Source organism: Rummeliibacillus sp. JY-2-4R (assembly GCF_053847205.1).
The window spans coordinates 1,775,077-1,791,273 of sequence record NZ_CM132623.1 but is presented as its reverse complement, the minus strand read 5'-3'; the positions used below and the strand labels follow the sequence as shown (position 1 = coordinate 1,791,273).

14 protein-coding genes are annotated in these 16,197 nt (G+C 35.5%); 4 read left to right on the top strand and 10 right to left on the bottom strand.

Annotated features, from left to right (window positions below; all coding sequences use genetic code 11):
* Positions 1 to 8 precede the first annotated feature (8 nt).
* A complete protein-coding gene (locus tag ACWV26_RS08650; protein ID WP_455897942.1) occupies positions 9 to 1,250 on the bottom strand; it encodes an allantoate amidohydrolase in 1,242 nt (413 codons plus the stop codon).
* A 154-nt stretch (positions 1,251 to 1,404) separates the two neighbouring features.
* Positions 1,405 to 2,979 (bottom strand): PucR family transcriptional regulator, encoded by a 1,575-nt coding sequence (locus ACWV26_RS08645; RefSeq protein ID WP_455897941.1) that lies wholly within the window; start codon positions 2,977 to 2,979, stop codon positions 1,405 to 1,407.
* Between the two features lie 227 nt (positions 2,980 to 3,206).
* Here ACWV26_RS08645 and ACWV26_RS08640 point away from each other — a divergent pair, with 227 nt between their 5' ends.
* From ACWV26_RS08640 to ACWV26_RS08630, 3 genes are all read left to right on the top strand, one after another.
* Positions 3,207 to 4,622 (top strand): amino acid permease, encoded by a 1,416-nt coding sequence (locus ACWV26_RS08640; RefSeq protein WP_455897940.1) that lies wholly within the window; start codon positions 3,207 to 3,209, stop codon positions 4,620 to 4,622.
* A 20-nt stretch (positions 4,623 to 4,642) separates the two neighbouring features.
* The gene (locus ACWV26_RS08635) at positions 4,643 to 6,175 is read left to right on the top strand and encodes a CoA-acylating methylmalonate-semialdehyde dehydrogenase (RefSeq protein ID WP_455897939.1); all 1,533 of its coding nucleotides are present in this window, start codon (positions 4,643 to 4,645) and stop codon (positions 6,173 to 6,175) included.
* A 182-nt stretch (positions 6,176 to 6,357) separates the two neighbouring features.
* The gene (locus ACWV26_RS08630) at positions 6,358 to 7,719 is read left to right on the top strand and encodes an aminotransferase (protein WP_455897938.1); all 1,362 of its coding nucleotides are present in this window, start codon (positions 6,358 to 6,360) and stop codon (positions 7,717 to 7,719) included.
* Between the two features lie 150 nt (positions 7,720 to 7,869).
* Here ACWV26_RS08630 and ACWV26_RS08625 read toward each other — a convergent pair whose 3' ends face one another.
* From ACWV26_RS08625 to ACWV26_RS08600, 6 genes are all read right to left on the bottom strand, one after another.
* Positions 7,870 to 9,132: a dihydrolipoamide acetyltransferase family protein gene (locus ACWV26_RS08625; RefSeq protein WP_455897937.1), complete on the bottom strand. Its 1,263-nt coding sequence runs from the start codon at positions 9,130 to 9,132 to the stop codon at positions 7,870 to 7,872.
* 12 nt (positions 9,133 to 9,144) lie between these two features.
* The gene (locus ACWV26_RS08620; protein WP_455897936.1) at positions 9,145 to 10,176 is read right to left on the bottom strand and encodes an alpha-ketoacid dehydrogenase subunit beta; all 1,032 of its coding nucleotides are present in this window, start codon (positions 10,174 to 10,176) and stop codon (positions 9,145 to 9,147) included.
* Between the two features lie 23 nt (positions 10,177 to 10,199).
* The gene (locus ACWV26_RS08615) at positions 10,200 to 11,192 is read right to left on the bottom strand and encodes a thiamine pyrophosphate-dependent dehydrogenase E1 component subunit alpha (protein WP_455897935.1); all 993 of its coding nucleotides are present in this window, start codon (positions 11,190 to 11,192) and stop codon (positions 10,200 to 10,202) included.
* Positions 11,193 to 11,220: 28 nt separating this feature from the next.
* Entirely contained in the window at positions 11,221 to 12,570 is a 1,350-nt protein-coding gene (lpdA, locus tag ACWV26_RS08610) for a dihydrolipoyl dehydrogenase (protein ID WP_455897934.1), read from the bottom strand.
* Positions 12,571 to 13,081: 511 nt separating this feature from the next.
* The gene (locus ACWV26_RS08605; RefSeq protein WP_455897933.1) at positions 13,082 to 13,528 is read right to left on the bottom strand and encodes an SRPBCC domain-containing protein; all 447 of its coding nucleotides are present in this window, start codon (positions 13,526 to 13,528) and stop codon (positions 13,082 to 13,084) included.
* A gap of 114 nt (positions 13,529 to 13,642) precedes the next feature.
* Positions 13,643 to 14,404, bottom strand: coding sequence for a superoxide dismutase family protein (locus ACWV26_RS08600; RefSeq protein ID WP_455897932.1), 762 nt, complete (start codon positions 14,402 to 14,404; stop codon positions 13,643 to 13,645).
* Positions 14,405 to 14,638: 234 nt separating this feature from the next.
* Between ACWV26_RS08600 and ACWV26_RS08595 the strand changes: the two genes are divergently transcribed.
* Positions 14,639 to 15,202, top strand: a complete 564-nt coding sequence (locus ACWV26_RS08595; RefSeq protein ID WP_455897931.1) for a flavodoxin family protein — start codon at positions 14,639 to 14,641, stop codon at positions 15,200 to 15,202.
* A 184-nt stretch (positions 15,203 to 15,386) separates the two neighbouring features.
* Here ACWV26_RS08595 and ACWV26_RS08590 read toward each other — a convergent pair whose 3' ends face one another.
* Positions 15,387 to 15,647, bottom strand: a complete 261-nt coding sequence (locus tag ACWV26_RS08590; RefSeq protein ID WP_455897930.1) for a hypothetical protein — start codon at positions 15,645 to 15,647, stop codon at positions 15,387 to 15,389.
* 162 nt (positions 15,648 to 15,809) lie between these two features.
* On the bottom strand, positions 15,810 to 16,112 hold the full coding sequence (locus ACWV26_RS08585) for a YunC family protein (RefSeq protein WP_455897929.1): 303 nt from the start codon (positions 16,110 to 16,112) through the stop codon (positions 15,810 to 15,812).
* Positions 16,113 to 16,197 lie beyond the last annotated feature (85 nt).

Genomic DNA, 16,197 nt, shown 5'->3' with positions numbered 1-16,197 from the left:
GAGCTCCTTTACAATGTTTTCAATTTTTGTTTTGAAATTCTTTTTTGTAAAGCAAGTACTGTACGCAATAAAACATTTGCCCCTTTTGCACAATCTTCAAAGCTTGTTAATTCTTCTTCGCAATGACTTTTGCCATTGACACTTGGTACGAATATCATAGCTGATGGAAGATAACTTGCCATGAATTGAGCATCATGTCCTGCACCACTATACATACGTTTTGATGAATAGTTATATTCTTCGCAAGCATCTTGAATATACTGGCAAATTTTCTCATCAAATTCTACCGTGTCACGGCTCCATAACTTTTCAAAGGAAACTTGACAGCCATTTTCTTCTTTTGGCAAGCCAAATATGACCTCTTCAACCTCTCTAATTTTAGCTGGATCTTGATGACGAGCTTCTAATGTGAACACTACTTTATCAGGGATGACAGTATGAATATTTGGTGTTACATTGACACGCCCCATCGTATAGACAAGTGCATCATCTATTCTACTTAATTCTCTTCTCATGGAAGAAATTAAATCCGTAGCTAAAAAGAGGGGATCTTTTCGCAATTTCATTGGCGTCGTTCCCGCATGATTGGACTCACCTGTTATCGTGATTTCATAACAAACCATTCCTAGAACCCCTTCAACTACACCAATTTCTAGGTTTTCACTTTCAAGAACAGGTCCTTGTTCAATATGCAATTCTAAATAAGCAGAAGCTTCTTTTAGTCGATTTGCTTCATCACCAGCAAAGCCACTTGCAGAAAGTACCTCTTTAAATGACACACCATTTTTATCTGTTGATTGTAGCATCTTTTCCTTATCAAATTTATTGGCTAAAACACCTGAGCTCATCATGGCAGGATCAAAACGAGCACCTTCTTCATTTGTGAAATTCATGACAACGATTGGTGCATGAAGCTCCTCTTTGTTATCAATTAATGTTTTCACCACTTCAAGTCCTGTTAAAACCCCCAATACCCCATCAAACCGTCCGCCTTTTTCTACCGAATCAAGATGTGACCCGATCACAATAGGGGGGATGTCCTTTTTTCCTTCAAGCTTCGCATACATATTCCCCATATCATCCCATACAACCTCTAGCCCTAATTCTTCACAGCAACTTTTGAAATAATCTCGTACTTCAATATCTTCTTGCGAAAAACAAAGTCTTGTTACGCCATTATTAGGAGTACGACCAAACGAACTAAACTCATTAACTGTACCTTCAAGTCTATTTTTGTCACATGTGTACATGAGATTTCCCCCTTCGTTTTATTAATTTCCTAATAAGCTGTGCTCTGGCTGTAAGAATTTTTAGAAAATTTAGATTAATTATAAGTTGGGAAATTATTGATTGTCAATCTATTTCGGATATAAAAATAAATTTGAGAAATAACTATACCTCACATTAATTTGCCCCTTCAATCAGCATATTGGCAAGTAACATAAATTCTAGTGTAAGTCGGTTATGCCCAACCATAAAGTCATTCCCCAATATTGATTCCAATTTTTTTAATCGATGATATAGTGTTTGACGTACGATGAAAAGTTGATTTGCTGTTTCTTGTTTAGAACCGTTTGTCTGTAAATATACTTTTAATGTTTCCATTAGACGTCCATTATGTTGTTTATCATACATTACAATTGGTTGTAAATAATCGTTTACTACCTCCTGTAAATTTACTTGCATTTGGAGCTTATATATTAAATGGAATAAATGTAGATCATCATAGAAATAGGAGCTTGTACTAATTTTTCTGCAAATATATAAAGTATCTAACGCAGTTTGGTAGCTTTTTGAAATTTCTGCAATACATGAAACAATTTTGCCCACAGCAAATTGATAGCCTTCTTTTTCTTGTTTCCGGTGAAATTCAGAGTTTTTTAATGTGTCAATCATTTTATTTAAATAGGTTCTCGTTGTCATTGTATTTTGTTTATTCAATAAAACAAAAACAATATCGTTTTTCCGTTCTAATAAAAAAGGTGCAAAACCATTTCGTTCAAATAAATTCCGATAATACAGTTTGCTATATACTACATTTTCATTTGATTTATGATTTGTTTGAGGAGCAGATAAAATAAAAACAGTCCCACCATTATTTTCAAATTTAGAATGATGCGCATGAACGTATTTATAAATATCTTCTTTTGTTAGTCTTCCATCAATCCATTGAGATAAAATTTCTGCATCTTCAAGGTCCTTTTTTTCTTCAGTATAAAATTCGCGCATTAATAATTGAGCAAGCGAAGTCGCTGTACGGTCAATGATGAGCATTTCAAATTCCGTAAAAACACTTTCTTCTTTATAGATCATCAAATCTGCATAATGCTTTTCAAAAAGAAAGATTGGTTGTTTCTTAACTTGAGAATTATCATCAAGTTTTGGCTCATTTATAAAAGTTCGGCGTTGTCTCGCATTCATATTGGGATAGAAAATTGGTTCACGTCCTTGTATATTTAACACGATTTGACTGTTCAGATGTTGATACATGTTTTTTAGGATATCATCAATGTTTTGATCGCTTAATGCACTCTTATTTAATTGCTGTGAATATTCTTCAAGCGCGGAAATCATTAAATACTGATGATTCATAATGCGGCTATGTAAATCTTGTGTGATACTAACAAATGATACGACCTCATGGAATACAATAATTGGAAAAGAGTGCGTATTAGCTAGTACGATCACTTCATCTGGAATTTCTTGAATATAGTTACCATACTCAATACATAATCCTGCACAGTTCACATTAATAAGCGATTGCACAAATTCGATAAAATGTTGTTTACTTTCTTTCAAACTAATTCCTGTCGTAAGAATGAGTTCATGACCTGCTAATAAGCTTTCAATTTGTATAATCTCTACAACATGTACCCATTTAAACATCTTTTGCAATCCTTTTTCCCCAGCGATTACTTCTGCACTTTTAAAATGCGGGCTTTGCATAACATCTTTCACTTGCATTGTATAAAGGTTCATTTGTAATCCCCCAATCGCTTTCATACTTGTTCAGCATAAATCTTTCAATGAAATTACTATTCTTCTAAAAAAAACTTCTTTTTTCTATTTTAATTCATTTTCTCACTTTTTACACTTTGTATAACTATTCTCACTTTTATTTAACGTTATGTCTATTTTCTGTTGCTATATAAAATTGATAGACTTGAATTGAACAATAATACCAAAAACAGTAAGGGGTGAGTACAATGCAAAAACATAATCAATTGCAAAAGGGATTAAAGAAACGTCATATGACAATGATTGCAATTGCTGGCGTTATTGGTGCAGGTCTATTTATGGGGAGTGGATCTGTTATTCATCTTGCTGGACCGGGTGCAATATTGTCCTATGTATTTGCAGGAATGATTGTTGTTTTAGTCATGCGAATGCTTGGCGAAATGGCTTCAGTTAATCCTACTAGTGGCTCCTTTGCACATTATGCTCACGAAGCAATTGGTCCGTGGGCAGGATTTATGATTGGTTGGTTGTACTGGTTTTTCTGGGTTATTGCGATTGCACTTGAAGCAACTGCTGCAGCAGCCATTATTCAATATTGGTATGATGGCGTCCCGCTGTGGTTACTATCCCTGATATTAACAGTTGCTTTAACAGCTACTAATATTCTATCCGTCAAAGCTTTTGGCGAATTTGAATATTGGTTTTCACTCATTAAAGTGGTAAGTATTATTGTTTTTTTAGGACTTGGTGCAGCAATGATTCTCGGCATTGTACCTAATTTTGAATCAGTTGGATTAACAAACTTAGTTGGCCAAGGCGGATTTATGCCTAATGGATTTGGTGCAGTTTTAATGGGAATTGTCATTGTCATCTTCTCATTCATGGGGACAGAAATCGTGGCTATAGCTGCAGGTGAATCAGAACAGCCTCACGCAGCAGTTAGGCAGGCGACAAACTCGATCACATGGCGAATTTTACTTTTCTATGTTGGTTCAATTGCAGTGGTTGTTACACTTCTTCCATGGCATTCATCTAGCATCTTAACAAGTCCTTATGTTGCAGTTCTCGATTATATTGGAATTCCTGCAGCAGCACAAATTATGAACTTTGTTGTGTTAACGGCCGTATTATCTTGTTTAAATTCGGCACTTTATGCAACTTCTCGAATGGTGTTCTCTTTGGCACAAAAAGGAGAAGCGCCAAAATCATTTTTGAAACTAAACAAACAAGGTGCCCCTGTTATTGCCATTTTAGCGGCTACATTTTTCTCTTACATTGCCGTTATTATGAATTATGTTTCACCTGATAAAGTATTTTTGTTTCTAGTTAATTCATGTAGTGCTATTACATTGATTTTATATTTAATCATTTCAGTCTCACAACTACGGATGCGCCGCAAAATTGAGAGGGAAAATCCTGAATTATTAACTGTAAAGATGTGGCTATTCCCCTATTTAACTTATTTTACGATTTTAGCAACAACAGGTCTTTTAATCGCCATGTTTTTCATCAATTCAATGCGATCACAAATCCTGTTTACTTGTGTCATAGTATTCGCTGTATTTATCGCGTATTTATTGACACAACGGAAAGGCAATGTTGTATCGGAAGAAAATAATCCGATTTTTGAAAATGAAAAGCTTGATATGACTAAATCAAATTAAAAGGATGAGGTGCATTATTTATGACAGTAGAACAAAAAGTAAAATCATTGGCTCATTTTATTAATGGTGAATTGGTAGATGGAAAAAGTGGTCGTTATGCAGATGTTTTTAATCCATCAACAGGTGATGTAATTGCTAAGGTGCCACTTGCATCAAAAGAAGAAGTACAAGATACGATTGAAATTGCGAAAAAAGCTTTTCCTGATTGGAAAAAAGCTTCAATAGGAAAACGTGCAGAAATCGTTCATCGTTTCCGTCAATTATTAGTTGAACGTCAAGAAGAGTTAATTGACATCATTTGTGAAGAAAGCGGCAAAACAAGAGAAGATGCTAAAGGTGAAATCGTCCGCGGGATTGAGTCCGTTGATATGGCAATTGCTGCTCCACAAATGTTAAAAGGTGAATATTCAGTAAATGTTGGTGGTAGCATTAACGCATTCTCTGCAAAATCACCGCTTGGCGTTGTTGCATGTATCGCTCCATTTAACTTCCCAATCATGGTACCACTTGCAATTACAAGTATGGCTGTTGCAGTGGGTAATGCGGTCATTTTAAAACCATCTGAACGTGTACCAATGTCTGCACTTTTTATGAGCCAACTTTGGAAAGAAGCAGGTCTTCCAGATGGCATTTGGTCTGCAATTAATGGCGATAAAGACGCAGTAAATGAGCTATTAGAAAATGAAACGATTCAAGCTATTTCATTTGTTGGTTCTACACCAGTTGCTGAATATATCTATCAAACGGGTACAAAACACAATAAGCGTGTTGCTGCATTTGGTGGCGGTAAAAACTTTATGATCGTAATGCCAGATGCAAATCTTGAACAAACTGCTAATGCTTTTCTTGGAGCAGCATATGGTGCAGCATCACAACGTTGTATGGCGATTTCAGGCGCAATCGCCGTTGGTAAAGAAACAGAAGAAAAATTCATCACCATCTTAAAAGAAAAAATTGCGAACTTAAAAGTCGGACCATATACAGATCCTGAAGTGGATTTTGGACCAGTTATTACAAAACAATCAAAAGAGAATATTATCAAACATATCGATTTAGCTCTTGAAGAAGGAGCAAAAGTAGAAATTGATGGTCGTAATCCATCTATTTGTGAAACATCGAATGGCTTCTATTTAGGACCTACTTTACTCTCTAATGTTACGGAAGATATGACGATTTTCAAAGAAGAAGTATTTGGTCCAGCTCGAATTGTTGTTGGTGCAGATACATTACAACAAGCAATCGATTTAATTAATAACCATGAACTTGGAAATGGTGTAACAATTTTCACAAATAGCGGTTCTGCTGCCCGCAAATTTGAAGATGAAATAGAAGTCGGTATGGTTGGTGTGAATGTTCCTATTCCTATTCCAGTTGGTTATCATAACTTTGGTGGCTGGAAGCGTTCAAAATTTGGCGAAGGTCACATGTTCGGACCAGACCAAGCTCGATTCTTCACCAAAGCAAAAACCATTTCAGAAAGATGGCCTGAAGATACTGAAGATACTACAACATCATTTGCTTTTCCAAGTAATGATGAAGTAAAGCCGAATTAGCCTCCTAACAGATTGGTGTAAGTTGCTGGAATAAAAGACATAAATATTCTAAAAATGAATAGAATTTAAACATTGTAGTGGGATTGAGCTTCGACTTTCGAGCGAAAGCGTAGCTAATTCCACTTCTTCTAAAATAGAACTCTTGATAAACCAATTGAGATTAATTAAAGGAGTGAAGAAAAATGGTTAAAACAAACACAAACAATGAAATCCTTGAAAAAGATGAAAAATACGTATGGCATTCAATGAAACCATACAATCCTCAAGGAACATATGTTGTAAAGGATTCATTCGGTGCTACAGTTGTAGATACAGATGGCAACCAATACATTGATGCAATGGCCGGACTTTGGTGTGTGAATGTTGGATATGGTCGTGAAGAACTAGCAAAAGCTGCGTATGATCAAATGTTACGAAATCCATACTCTCCACTATCCCAAGGTCATTTACCTGCAGTTGAACTAGCTGAGAAAATTAATGACATGCTTGGAGGTGGCTATGTCGTCTTCTTCTCTAACAGTGGTTCTGAAGCAAATGAAACAGCATTTAAAATTGCACGTCAATATCATCAACAAAAAGGCGAATCTTCTAGATACAAAATCGTTTCTCGATATCGTGCATATCATGGGAACTCTTTTGGCGCATTAGCTGCAACTGGTCAAGCAGAACGTAAATATAAATATGAACCACTTGCTCCTGGCTTTATTCATGTTGCACCACCAGATTCGTATCGTAACCCTGAAGATGCATCACTTCCACCTGAACAAATAGCAAGTGTTCAGGCTGTAGATCAAACTATGACATGGGAATTCAGCGACACAATTGCAGCGATGATATTAGAACCAATTATTACTGGCGGTGGTGTAATTATGCCACCAGAAAACTATTTAAAAGGAATTCAAGAAGTATGTAAAAAGCATGGGGCCCTAATGATTGTAGATGAAGTAATTTGTGGATTTGGTCGAACTGGTAAACCATTTGGATTTATGAACTATGGCGTGCAACCTGATATTGTAACAATGGCAAAAGGTATTACAAGCGCATATCTTCCATTATCAGCAACTGCTGTAAAGCGTGAAATTTTTGAAGCCTTTACAGGAACAGATACGTATGATTATTTCCGTCATGTTAATACATTCGGAGGATCACCGGTTGCCTGCGCAGTTGCTTTAAAGAATATTGAAATTTTCGAACGTGAAGGATTATTTGATCGTTCTGCAGAGAAAGGTACAGAAATCCTCACAACACTTCAAGAAAAACTTGATCAACATCCAAATGTGGGTAGTATTCGTGGAAAAGGATTATTAATCGGTATTGAACTTGTAGCTGACAAAGTAACAAAACAACCACTGGCTATCGAAAAAGTGAATGCAATAATTGCAGATTGCAAAAAGAATGGTGTGCTAATTGGCAAAAATGGCGCAACAGTTGCTGGATTTAATAATGTATTAACACTTTCACCACCATTAAATATTGCTCAAGAGGATATTGAAAAAGTGTTAAATACTTTGGTAAACAGTATTCAATCAATTGAATCACTTTAAAAATGGCAAATGAATTTGAGTTTCTTCCTATTTAAATAACTACTTTTCATCTTTTAAATATGCGAATCCCTTCCATTATAAACAGCATGGAAGGGATTTTAAATTTGATATAAAAAATACGATCACATATGTGATCGTATTTTTCACGTTTTAGATTACTAATAACATTGGATTTTCTAAATAGTATACAACATCTGCTAAGAATTCTGCTGCTTCACTACCATCAATAATTTGATGATCAAATGTTAAGCTTAATGGTATTTTTTGTTCGAAATATGGTTTGCCATCCTCGTCTAGATTTAATTCTTTTACTAAAGAACCTAACCCCAAAATTCCTGTTTCCGGTGTATTCAAGATAGGAGTAAAATACTCTACCCCACTTGTACCAAGATTTGTAATCGTGAATGTTGAACCTGCTAAGTATGAACCAAGTTCCCCATTTCGAGCTTTATCAGTAACTGTAGTCATTTCTTCAGCTATCGCAGATAATGATAATTTTTCAACGTTTTGAATAACAGGTACCACTAAGCCGTTTCGAATAGAAGTAGCAATTCCTAAATGAACTTCCTCGTGTTCGCTATAAGAACCATTAGCATAAGTTGAATTCATTTGAGGATTTTTCTTCAACGCTAAAGCAACGGCACGTGCAACAAAAACTGTATACGTAAGTGGAAATTTGTAATTGGCTTGCTCTAATTTTTCTTTTAATTGTTTACGTAATTTAATCAATTCACCTAGAGATGCTTTTCGATGTAATGTTAATTGAGCTGTTGATACAATACTTTTATGCATTCGGGCAGCAATAATTTTCCGCATGCCGTCTAATCCTTCACCAGTGTTAAAACTTGCAGACTCAAATTTTTCTACTGGTTTTACTTCAGGAGTAGAAGCCACTTCTATTTCGATTGTATCATCTAAACCTTGATCTAATACACGGTCGATATCCCGTTTTGTAATGCGACCATTTCCACCTGTACCACGTACAAATTTTAAATCTATGTCATACTCTTTTGCTAGTCTTTTTGCCAAAGGAGATGCAAATATACGTTCACCTTCAACCCTATTAGTGCTAATCCGAGCAGACTCTACATGTTTTACTAGGTCATTTTTAGACTTTTCAATTGAAGCTACTGTAGAAATTTCTTGATTAGCAGCGCTTTTAACTGATTCATCAGCTGTTTCACCAATTAATCCAATTACACCTTTTACAGGTATATCTTGGTCAACCTCAGCGATAATTTTACTTAGGTAACCATCCGCTTCCGCTTCAACTTCCATCGTTAGCTTTTCAGAAGCAATTAGGCAGATGGCTTCGCCTTTTTTCACAGGATCGCCTTCTTTTTTATACCATTCTTGTACTGTACCCTCTGTCATTGTTAGGCCTAATTTAGGCATTAAAACTTCTGTTGCCATGATGGTCCCCTCCTATTTTACTTTTTTTAAATCAAAGATTAATTCTTCTGCAACTTTAAGCACTTTTTCAGCATTTGGTAAATACAATTGTTCTAAGTTTGTAGCAAACGGCACTGGGCAGTTTGGTGCACAAACTGTTTTGATAGGACCATCAAGATAATCAAATGCCAGGTCTCCAATTATTGATGCAATATCTGTTGCCGTATTGTTATGAGGGTTTGCTTCGTCGATGACGATTAAGCGGCCTGTTTTCTTTACAGATTCAAGCACAGTTTCTTGATCCCATGGAGCAACTGTTAAAAGGTCAATTACTTCAACTTCTACACCTTCATCAGCTAACTTTTCTGCTACTTCCAATCCGACATAGAGCATTTTACCAATCGTCACAATTGTTAAATCTGTACCTTCGCGTTCGATATGTGCTTTTCCAATTTCTACTTTGTAATAGTCTTCAGGCACTTCACCTTTTATACCATATAGTGTTTTATCTTCTGAATAAATCACGATATTATTTTCTTCTATTGCAGATAATAATAAGCCTTTCGCATTATAAGGATTGGATGGTACAACCACTTTAACACCTGGAATCGCACCGAACATACCATACAATGATTGAGAGTGTTGAGCAGCAGCACTTGCACCTGCACCATGCGTTGTTCTGATTGTTAGTGGAATTTCAGCTTTTCCACCAAACATATAGCGCATTTTAGATCCTTGACACAAAATCATATCTAAACAGAAACCAATAAAGTCATTGAACATCAATTCAGCAACTGGACGCAAGCCTGTAGCTGCGGCACCTACTGCAGCACCAATGTATCCGTTTTCTGAAATTGGTGTATCAATTACTCGCTCACGACCAAATTGTTGGACAAGACCTTTGGTAACACCAAATACGCCACCCCATGCATCCTCAGTTTCAAAACCATCAACTTTTGCTCCACCAGCGATGTCTTCACCCATTAAAATAACTTTTTCGTCATTTGTCATTGCTGTTGCCATTGCTTCATTAATCGCTTGCATCATTGTGATTTTTCTTGTCATGATTTGTACACTCCCTTTTATTATTAGTCTGCGAATACGTCTGTAAGTAAAGATTCAGGTTTTGGAATTGGACTATTTTGTGCAAATTCTACTGCATCTTCAATTGTCTTAACCGATTTCTTTTCAATTTCAGCTGCTTGTTTTTTAGAGAATAAATTATTTCCAATAGCAAATTCTTTAAATAATTTAAGTGGATCACGATCTACTGGATGTAATTTCTTTTCATCCTGCGTTTTATATTTTTGTTCATCGCCTTCAAAATGACCATAATTACGATACGTTACACATTCAACAATTGATGGACCTCCACCATTACGTGCGCGGTCAATTGCTTCTTTTGATGCTGCATAGACAGCAGTTAAATCATTGCCATCTATCCGAATTCCAGGTATATTATAGGCTTGTGCGCGGTCAGCGATTGTTTTGGAAGCGCTTGAATAACGAATCGGAGTAGCTTCAGCAAAACCGTTATTTTCACAAACGAAAACAACCGGAAGATTCATAGAAGCTGCCATATTGATTCCTTCGTGGAAAGTACCTTCGTTTGATGCACCATCACCAAAGAAGCAAACTGCAACACTTTGATTATTGAGGGTCTTGCTTGTAAGTGCAGCACCTACTGCAATTGGGAAGCCCCCACCAACGATTCCATTTGCCCCAAGCATACCTTTGTCTACATCTGCGATATGCATTGAACCGCCCTTACCTTTACAAAGGCCATCTTCACGACCATAGATTTCTGCCATCATACCATTGATATCGCACCCTTTTGCGATACAGTGGCCATGACCTCGGTGAGTAGAAGTGATATAATCAGCATCTGTTAAATTAGCACAAACACCAGTTGCTACTGCTTCTTCACCTGCATATAAATGTACGAAACCAGGGATTTGTCCAGCTGAGAAAAGCTTATGCAAAGTATTTTCAAAGTTTCTTATGTTGTGCATTGTTTCATACGCCCATAAAGCCTTTTCTTCTGTTAACTGTACTTCTTGTAATGCTTTGTTTGTTGTCATCCTGAATTCCTCCTTTTATTGTTTCAATCTATGCATGAATCGCTGTGCCTAGTAAAGCATCTGCGGTTTCACCAATTTGTTCAGAAATACTTGGGTGCGGGAAAATGACATTTGACAACTCATGTATTGTGCCCTCAGCCACATATAAAGCTAAGATTGAGTTCATCATTTCCGTAGCGCCTTCTCCCACAACTACTGTCCCGAGTATTTCTCCGAATTCTTGATCTGCAATTATTTTAATGAAGCCTTCTGTATTCCCTTCTGCCATTGCTTTTCCATTTGTAGCTAAAGGAAGTTTTTTTACTTTAACATGCTTGTATCCGGCACTGTTCGCTTGTTCTTCTGAATAGCCAAAAGACGCAATTTCCGGAATGGTATAAACGCATCTCGGAATACTTTGAGCATTTAAGGCAGGAGCTTGTCCACTATGAATATATTCAACAGCATGAATTCCTTCTGCCGATGCTGCATGTGCTAATTGGTATCCTCCGATAAGATCGCCAATTGCGAAGATATGATTTTGAGATGTTTCATAGTGTTGATTAACTTTGACGAATTTACCATCCATTTTTAAATTCAAAACTTCTGCAATTTCAACATTTGGTTGTCTACCTGTTGCGACAAGTAAATTTGTGAAATTGATGGTTTCGTCGTTAAGTACAACTTCGTTATTATGGACGGATTTGATTTCCGTATTTGTTTTATATTTAATTCCGATTTTATCCATTTTTAATTTAATGATATTTCTTGCATCTTCATCTTCCGTAAGTAAAATATCTTTCGCCACTTCGAGAATTGTGACATCCGTTCCTAATGGAGCCAGGCTAAATGCTAATTCTACAGCAATTACGCCACCTCCAATAATGACTAATTTTTTTGGTAATTCTTCTAAATCAAAAAATGTATCTGTAGTTTCATAATCTATGGTTTCTAAACCCTTAATGGGTGGAACAAATGGTCTACTACCAGTTGCGAGAATAATGTCTTTCGAATGAAAGCTTTTCCCCTCAATATACACTGTATTTCTTCTATCAACCGTTGCTTCTCCCGAAAAAAGTGTGATGGCATTCTTTTTAATTAATCCTTCTACACCTTGTACAAGGCTGTTAACAACTTGGTCTTTTCTCTTTTTTAATTTTTCAAAGTTTACGGAGCTAATTTTTGCATCAATACCCCATGAATTCGCCTTTTGAATATCCATTGCAAGATGGCTATGTTTTAACATGACTTTTGATGGAATACAACCAACATTTAAACATGTGCCCCCTACTTTTTTTCTCTCAATTAGTGCAACAGATAGACCTAATTTAGCTGCATGAATAGCTGCAACATATCCACCAGGTCCAGCACCAATGATAGTAAGATCAAAATTCCTCACTTTTGCATCGCCTCATCTCATTTGATGTACTTTCTAATTCGAGTCAAACATCAGAGCAAAATTATCTAGCACTTTACATACTTAATCGACAATTAAATTGCAAAACTTGTAAATTTCTTACCAAAAACATATTATCACATTTTCTGAACATTTTGAAATTAAAACTATTCATTTTATTCAAAAATTTCTGATTAATTTTAATTTAGATTAACTAGTTCACAAGGTTATCCTTAATACATAAAAAGGCGAAAAAATTTGAAGAATTTTTGACAGTTACTATGCTTTTCAAACATTAACTGCTAAATAAGATGATGAAAAAAGTGAGCTTCATATAGGGATAGTTTTATCTTGTTATCGTATAAGGAATGGCTTTTTCTAGTAAGGAATGGTGTACTTCTTCGTTGCAAATTTTTATTATCTGGCGGGCGCCAAGACAATCTTCTCCTGATGTTAAAGTCTAGATTTTAAAGGAGTGCCCGCCATTTAATTGAGGAATGAATTGACAGACAGTCTATTTAACTTCAAATAACTTCTTATATTCTTCATACTTTATTTTCCAAAGGTCTTCAGATACTGCTTCTTCATTCTTTTCTGCAATTCGACGAATCTTTTCTATGCAAACATACCAACCTGCTAAATCCATAAAAGTGTGATCAATAATTTCGTTTAAAATTTCATAGAATCGTAATTCTGTTTCATCTTGCTTTGCAATTAATTCAAAAAGCACTTCATTTTTAGCCCATTCAAATGACATAAGTTGCTTCTCTTTCTTTTGAAGGACGCTTAATTTTAATTCCATATTCCCATCAAACCAACGGTAATATCCTAATTCACCCTCTTCGTGATAACTCATTTCAGGAAACCATTTTTTCACTTCATCATTATTGGTTAAAATGGTCCAAACTTGTTCTTTTGTTGCTTTGATCGTTTGTTTTATTTCAAATTTTAATGTTTCCATTTTCAAATCCTCCATTTTTTTCATTTTCTCTATTTTATTGTATTTATTTTACTGGAACAAAGCAAAATTTGCGCATAAAAAAGGTGTAATGCGAATTGCATTACACCTTTTTTCTTATTTTTCAATTACTCCACATGCAACTCTTTCACCAGAATTACCACTTGGATCTGTTTTATAATCGTCAGCATTAGCGTGGATGATAAAGGCACTTCCGTCAGAATCAAAGAGTGAATTATCCATTCCTGTTTTTAGGGTAAAATCTTTGGATGTAAACTCTACGTTAGCAGTTCCATCATTCTCCACTAGAACATTAGGTAAGTCTCCTAAATGATAGCCTTTAGGATTTTCATACCCATGTTGTTTCTGCGTTGGATTGAAATGGGCACCTGCACTTTCAAATTTTGGTTTTTCACAAATTCCCTTTTCGTGAATATGGATTCCGTGTTCACCAGGTGTTAAATTTTTTAATTGTAAATCAATTTTCACACCCTCATTCGTTTCCGTTAGATTAGCAGTTCCAACGTCCGCACCTTCAGAATTAATAAATTTAGCAGTAGCAGTGGCTGTAGCTTCTTGCGTACTCTTTGTCGAACTATCATTCGCATTTTCAGTTGCTGTGCCAGCTGTAGTGGTAGTTGCATTATCTGATGAACTACCTGTTGTTGTACTATTATCCATTGTACCATCATGTGAATGATCAGTAGCAGCTTCAGTTGAAGTACCATCTTCTTCAGTATCTGTAACAGATGCATCAGCATTCTCAGTCACAGTTGTCGGCGACTTTTCCCCATTTACTGGTTGCATCGTTTCTTTTTTATTGAATGAGCAACCTGCAGTTAAACAGACAACAGCTAAAATAAGTAAATATTTTTTCAATTTTACACACTCCTTTTTATCAGAATGAACAAAATCGAAAAGTTTTAATCCGAATAAAGGAAATTTATCTGTAGTGTGCCATCAAACTAACCGCTTCCCTCAACTAATATGTATATTGATGTTTTCTTATTGCATAATTTATAAGATTGATGGCATTTTTTCATTCTTAGCTTTATCGTCTTCAATTATTAGGTTACACTTTTACTATACAATAAATAGGAGGAGAGGAATTTAATGAAAATTACAGCGTTTATAGGTAGCACGAGAGTGAACGGGAATGCAGAACTTTTAACTGACATCGTGATGAAGGGTATACGTCACGATAAAATTTATTTAAAAGAGTTGAACATACAACCTATTCACGATTTACGACATGATGTAAATGGATTCCAACCTGTTGACGATGATTACGATCAAATCGTTCATGCACTAATCGAAAGTGATCTCTTGATTTTTTCTACACCGGTCTATTGGTATACAATGTCTGGCTTAATGAAAAACATGATTGACAGAATTAGCCAAACAATGAGAGACGATCGCTATCCAACTTTCAGAGAACAATTAAAAACAAAAAGTGCAATCGTTGTAACAGTCGGTGGTGACGATCCGAATATTAAAGCCCTCCCACTTATACAGACATTCAAGTACACTTTTGATTTCTTAAATATGAAATTTCCTGCTTATATTATTGGTGAAGGCCATAGACCAGGAGATATTACGCAAGATAATCAGACTGTAACACAAGCCAAATTATTAAACGAAAGATTAAAAACTGTAAAAAGCGTTGAGGAGCTCTAAGTTCTTTTAATAGAAGTATCTAAAAATTAAAATTCAACACTCAAACATAACTGAAGTGGAATTGAGCTGCAACTCCCGTAGGAAAGTGTAGCTAATTCCACTTCAAATTATCAAAAATTAATATTAAATTAGTTTTATAAAAAAGCGCGTTTGGTACACTTAGAAGCCTCATCAAAACGAACTCTTAAGGATTGGTCTTCTGCTTTAGCGGTTGTAAAGTAATTTGTTTTTTACGCTTTCTCATCATCAGTGAAAGTGGAATCGTAAAAATCAGAATAATCAACGCAATCAAAAACGTATCATTTGTTGCATATAAAAAAGTTGTTTGTTTTATAGTATTATTTGCATTACTACAATTCAATTCTGTAAGATGGATTCGAGTTCGTACGGCAAGAATGCTGCTGAAAATCGCTATAGACAATGCAGCGACTGTTATTTGGGACAATTGTATCGGAGAAAAATCCTCATTATGGTCTGATTAAAAAATTTCTCACTTATATTCATTTAGCAGAAAATTTATCTTAAAAAGGAAAAAGCACATTCGAAGTGGAATGTACTTTTTCCTTTTCTTACTTAAGTATTGAAGGCATTAATTTGCGACTTGAAATTAGATCATCTTTAACAACGCATCTTCACCAAGCATACCCTTTTTAATGCCTATTTTTTCTGCTTCATATGTGACGGATTCAAGTGGAGCGTATAATAAATCTTCAATAGTTCTCACACCAACTGCTCGACCTGCAACAATTTTTCTGTCCGCTAATTTGCTATTTAATAATCCTACATCAAGTGCTCCACACATAATATACCCTTTGTCATTTGAGATTGTTAGCAATGTTGTCTTCGGTAAAAAAACAGATACAGCTGTAAACGAATGCCCATGAATTATTAATGTCTCAGTTGAAACCATTTTTATCCCTCCTCCATATATACATATGGGAAAAAAAATAAGTGGTTACAATTCGATTTGTTTCAGGACACGCACACATTTTTTT